The sequence below is a fragment of the Nocardioides stalactiti genome, from assembly GCF_014180715.1.
Lineage (GTDB): Bacteria > Actinomycetota > Actinomycetes > Propionibacteriales > Nocardioidaceae > Nocardioides > Nocardioides stalactiti.
On sequence record NZ_JACEFC010000196.1, the window covers coordinates 1 to 4,250 of the forward strand.

General features: G+C 70.7%; 7 protein-coding genes. 3 read left to right on the forward strand and 4 right to left on the reverse strand.

What is annotated here, in order from left to right; all coding sequences use genetic code 11:
* A partial coding sequence (locus tag H0487_RS21915; RefSeq protein ID WP_183096332.1) for an aminotransferase class V-fold PLP-dependent enzyme occupies positions 1-528 on the forward strand: 528 nt, incomplete at its 5' end.
* Positions 525-749, forward strand: coding sequence for a sulfurtransferase TusA family protein (locus tag H0487_RS21920; protein ID WP_183096333.1), 225 nt, complete (start codon positions 525-527; stop codon positions 747-749). The genes H0487_RS21915 and H0487_RS21920, both read left to right, overlap by 4 nt.
* Before the next feature lie 13 nt (positions 750-762).
* Here the strand turns inward: H0487_RS21920 and H0487_RS21925 are convergent, their stop codons facing one another.
* Positions 763-1,695 carry a carbohydrate kinase family protein gene (locus H0487_RS21925; RefSeq protein WP_183096337.1) on the reverse strand — a complete coding sequence of 311 codons (933 nt, stop codon included), beginning with the start codon at positions 1,693-1,695 and terminating at the stop codon, positions 763-765.
* A 121-nt stretch (positions 1,696-1,816) separates the two neighbouring features.
* Between H0487_RS21925 and H0487_RS21930 the strand changes: the two genes are divergently transcribed.
* Positions 1,817-2,029: a P-loop NTPase family protein gene (locus H0487_RS21930; protein WP_183096334.1), complete on the forward strand. Its 213-nt coding sequence runs from the start codon at positions 1,817-1,819 to the stop codon at positions 2,027-2,029.
* A 97-nt stretch (positions 2,030-2,126) separates the two neighbouring features.
* On the opposite strand, the gene erpA is transcribed toward H0487_RS21930, so the two are convergent.
* The 3 genes from erpA to H0487_RS21945 all read right to left on the reverse strand — a co-directional run.
* The gene (erpA, locus tag H0487_RS21935) at positions 2,127-2,567 is read right to left on the reverse strand and encodes an iron-sulfur cluster insertion protein ErpA (RefSeq protein WP_246384269.1); all 441 of its coding nucleotides are present in this window, start codon (positions 2,565-2,567) and stop codon (positions 2,127-2,129) included.
* 125 nt (positions 2,568-2,692) lie between these two features.
* Positions 2,693-3,802, reverse strand: a complete 1,110-nt coding sequence (locus H0487_RS21940; protein ID WP_183096335.1) for an NAD(P)-dependent alcohol dehydrogenase — start codon at positions 3,800-3,802, stop codon at positions 2,693-2,695.
* A gap of 22 nt (positions 3,803-3,824) precedes the next feature.
* The coding region (locus H0487_RS21945; RefSeq protein WP_183096336.1) for a glycerate kinase at positions 3,825-4,250 on the reverse strand (426 nt) is incomplete at its 5' end.

A 4,250-nucleotide genomic window follows, 5' to 3' on the forward strand; every position in this document is an offset into this window, starting at 1 on the left:
GGCGGCCCGGGCGGCGTCGGGGTGCTCGTCGTACGACGCTCGGCGCGGTGGACGGCGCCGTTCCCCGGCGACGACGGTCTCGACCACCTCGGGGGCGAGACGGCGGTCCCGCTCGCCCTCGCGGCCGCCGCGGCACTCCAGGCGGTGCTCGCGGACCAGAAGGAGACCGCGGCGCGTCAGTTCACCCTCGTGGATCGGATCCGCGCCGCCGTCGGCGACCTCCCCGACAGCGAGGTCGTCGGGGACCCCGTCGACCGGCTGCCGCACCTGGTGACGTTCTCCTGCCTCTACGTCGCCGGCGACGAGCTCGTCGACGGGCTCGACCGCCGCGGCTTCGGCGTCGCCAGCGGCTCGGCGTGCACCGCCTCGACCCTCGAGCCCAGCCACGTGCTCGCCGCGATGGGCGCGCTGACCCACGGCAACGTGCGGGTCTCCCTGCGCCGCGACACGACCGAGGACGAGGTCGACGCGTTCTGCGCCGCCCTCACCGAGGTGGTCGGCGACGTCCGTGAGGGGCTGGGGCTGTGAAGGAGCTCGACTGCCGGGGCCAGGTCTGTCCGCGACCGATCATCGAGCTCGCTCGGGCACTGCCGGACCTCGCTGTCGGCGACCTGGTCGCGGTGGTCGCCGACGACCCGGCGGCGCGCCACGACGTCGCCGCCTGGTGCCGCCTGCGCGGCCAGGAGTACGTCGGGGAGGAGACCGCCGAGGACGGCCTCCCCCGCTACGTCGTACGACGCCTCGGCTGAGCGGTGCCGAGCGTCAGTTGATGTGCGAGGCGACCTCGTCGGCCGCCTCGTCGCCGTAGGAGCCGCGCAACCGGGCGACGAACTCCTCGTTCGTGAAGCTGTACTCCTGCGGGCCCACCGTCTCGACGACGTAGGCAGCGAGGACGCATCCCACCTGGGCGGCGCGCTCGAGGCCGAGGTCCCACCCGAGGGCGGCGAGGAAACCGGCCCGGAACGCGTCACCGACACCGGTCGGCTCGACCGGGGTGACGTCCTTGCACGCCGGCACCTCGATGAGCGCCTGGTCGGTGCCCTCGATCCGGACGCCGTCGGCGCCGAGCGTGGTCACCTGGAGACGGACCCGCGCCTGGATGTCGTCGGCGGTCCAGCCGGTCTTCTTCTCGACGATGTGGGACTCGTACTCGTTGGTGATGAGGATGTCGGCTCCGTCGATGAGCTGACGGATCAGGTCGCCGTCGCCGAACGCGAGCTGCTGGGACGGGTCGGCGATGAACTTGTAGCCCCGCTGACGGCACTCCTCGGTGTGGCGGAGCATGCCCTCCGGGTCGTCGGGCCCGATGAGGACGTAGGCCGGCTCGCCGACCACGTCGACGATCGGCTTGAGCTCGATCTCGCGAGCCTCGCTCATCGCACCCGGGTAGAAGGAAGCGATCTGGGCCATCGTCGCGTCGTTGGTGCACACGAAGCGGGCGGTGTGCTTGGTGGGCGACACGTGGATGTGGTCACAGTCGACACCGTGCCGCTCCAGCCACGAGCGGTAGTCGGCGAAGTCCTCGCCCACCGCGCCCACGAGGACCGGCCGCAGTCCGAGCACCCCGAGTCCGAAGGAGATGTTGCCCGCGCAACCGCCGCGTCGTACCTCGAGGTCGTTGACCAGGAAGCTCACGGAGAGCTTGTCGAGCTGGTCGACGACGAGGGAGTCGGAGAACTTCCCCTCGAAGGTCATCAGGTGGTCCGTGGCGATGGAGGCCGCGATCAGTAGGGAGCCGGGGGCGTGAGTCACGACACGGAAGACTACCGGCCGGTACCTCTGGGTCTACCTGGCAGTAGCCCTTAGCGTCGACGTCATGACCCCCTACGAGGAGATCGAGTCTCCGACCCAGCTCCGCGCTGACTGCGAAGAAGTCAACAGTCGCCTCGCCCGCGCCGCTCGCAAGGTCGCCCAGACCCCGCCGAGCATCCACTTCGACGAGTTCCCCCGCGAGGTCCCGAAGAAGGACATCCAGATCTCCGAGGCCGCCCAGCGCCTGGCCAACGCGCTGCACCTGCACCTCGACTGAGGTCGAATCGGGACTTCCCTGACTCGAAATGCGACAAATCCACCCCGTCGGGGTGGATTTGTCGCATTTCGAGTCAGGGAAGTCCCGATTCGACCTGTCAGTTGAACGAGTCTCCGCACGCGCACGAGCCCGTGGCGTTGGGGTTGTCGATCGTGAAGCCCTGCTTCTCGATGCTGTCGACGAAGTCGATCATCGCGCCGTTGAGGTAGGGGACGCTCATCCGGTCGACGACGACGCTCACGCCGTCGAAGTCGGTGACGACGTCACCGTCGAGGCTGCGCTCGTCGAAGAAGAGCTGGTAGCGCAGGCCGCTGCAACCGCCGGGCTGCACGGAGATGCGCAGCGAGAGGTCGTCGCGACCCTCCTGCTCGAGAAGGCTCTTGACCTTCGACGCCGCGACCGGGCTCAGGTTGATCTGGTCCTCGCGTCGGTCGACCAGCACGGGGGCGGCGACCGTCTGGGTCGCGCCGCTCGTGGCGGGGGCTTCCGCGCCGTGGCCGTGGCCGTGGCCGCTACCGCAACCGCATCCGTCACTCATGATCTCTCCAGGAAGGTCTCGGGGCCTGCTAGGTCGTCTACGACAGGCTCAATAGTCCCACACCGACGGTTATTCCCCACGTTGTCGTCATCACCCGGGAGTCACGCCCGGAGTCCGCCGAGGAGTCACCAGGTGAGGACGGCCTTGACGACCTTGCCGGAGGTCGTGTCGGCGATCGCGTCGGCGATCCGCTCGAACGGGTAGGTGGCGATGAGGTGGTCGACGTCGAAGGTGCCCTCCGCGCGGCGGCGGATCAGCTCGGGCACCATCTGCTTCGGGTCGGCGTCGCCCTCGATCGAGGAGCGGACGATCTTGCCGGAGGAGAGCAGGTCGATGGCGTCGATCGTGTACTCCGGGGCACCGAGGCCCAGCGCGACGAGCGTGCCGCGGGCACGCAGTGAGCGCTGGGCGTCGAGGACGACGGCCGGGATCGCCGTGGTGTCGATGGCGTACGCCGCGCCGCCACCGGTCAGCTCCTTGACCCGGTCGGCGACCGGGGCCTGACCCTCCTCGGTCGGGTCGACCGTGCGCGCGCCGTACTGCTCGGCCAGCTCGCGGCGGGCGAGGACCGGGTCGACGGCGACGACGGTCTCGACCCCGGCGCCGCGGGCGGCCGCGATCGCCGCCAGCCCGACCGCACCGGTGCCAAAGACGACGATGCTCTGGTCAGGTGTCGGCTTCAGCACCTCCAGGACCGTGCCGGCACCGGTCTGGAAGCCGCATCCGTACGGCGCGAGCAGGGCGAGGTCGAGGTCCTTCGGCACGACGACGCAGTTGTCGGCGTACGCCAGCGAGTGGCGGGCGAAGCTGGACTGGCCGAAGAAGCTGCCGAAGACCGTCTCCTCGCCCCGGCGCATCGTGGTGGAGCCGTCGGGGCGCATGCCCATGTAGTTGAGCAGGATGTTCTGCTCGCAGTAGCCGACGTCGCCGGCACCACAGGGTCCGCACGCCCCGCAGGAGCGGAAGCTCATGACGACGTGGTCGCCGACCTCGATGCCGGTCACCTCCGAGCCGACGGCCTCGACGACGCCCGCACCCTCGTGGCCGAGGACGGTCGGGAACATCTCCGCGGGCAGCATCGTGGGCACGGTGAGATCGGTGTGGCACAGCCCGGTCGCGACGACGCGGACGAGCACCTCGTCGGGACGCGGGTCGTCGAGCTCGACCTCGGTGAAGACGAACTCGTGCTCAGTGGCGGTGAACGGGCCCGCGGCGAGGGCGACGGTGGTCTGCATGGAAGCAAACCTAGAACAAGTTCTAGTGCGCGGACCAGGTGCGCGCCACCCGCTGGGCCAGGTCGGCCAGCGCACCGGCCGGGTCGGCGAACGCCCGCTCCTCCCCCACGGCGTCGACGAGGGAGTACGCCGAGTCCATCCCCAGGGCCCGCATCTCCCGGGAGCCGACGAGGACCTGGCCGGCGAGGGCGACGCAGGGCCGCAGCGCCTCGGCGGCGATCGCGGCGACGCCGTACGGGACCTTGCCGGCCCGGCTGCTGAAGTCGAAGGCACCCTCGCCGGTGACCACCACGTCAGCGGCACGGGCGCGCGCGGCCAGGTCGACCGCGTCGGCGACCAGGCCGATGCCGGGCTCGCGAACGGCGCCGAGCAGCAGGAGCGCGAAGCCGAGGCCGCCGGCGGCCCCGGCACCCTTCTCGAGGGACAGCCGGCGGGCGGTCGCCGCCGC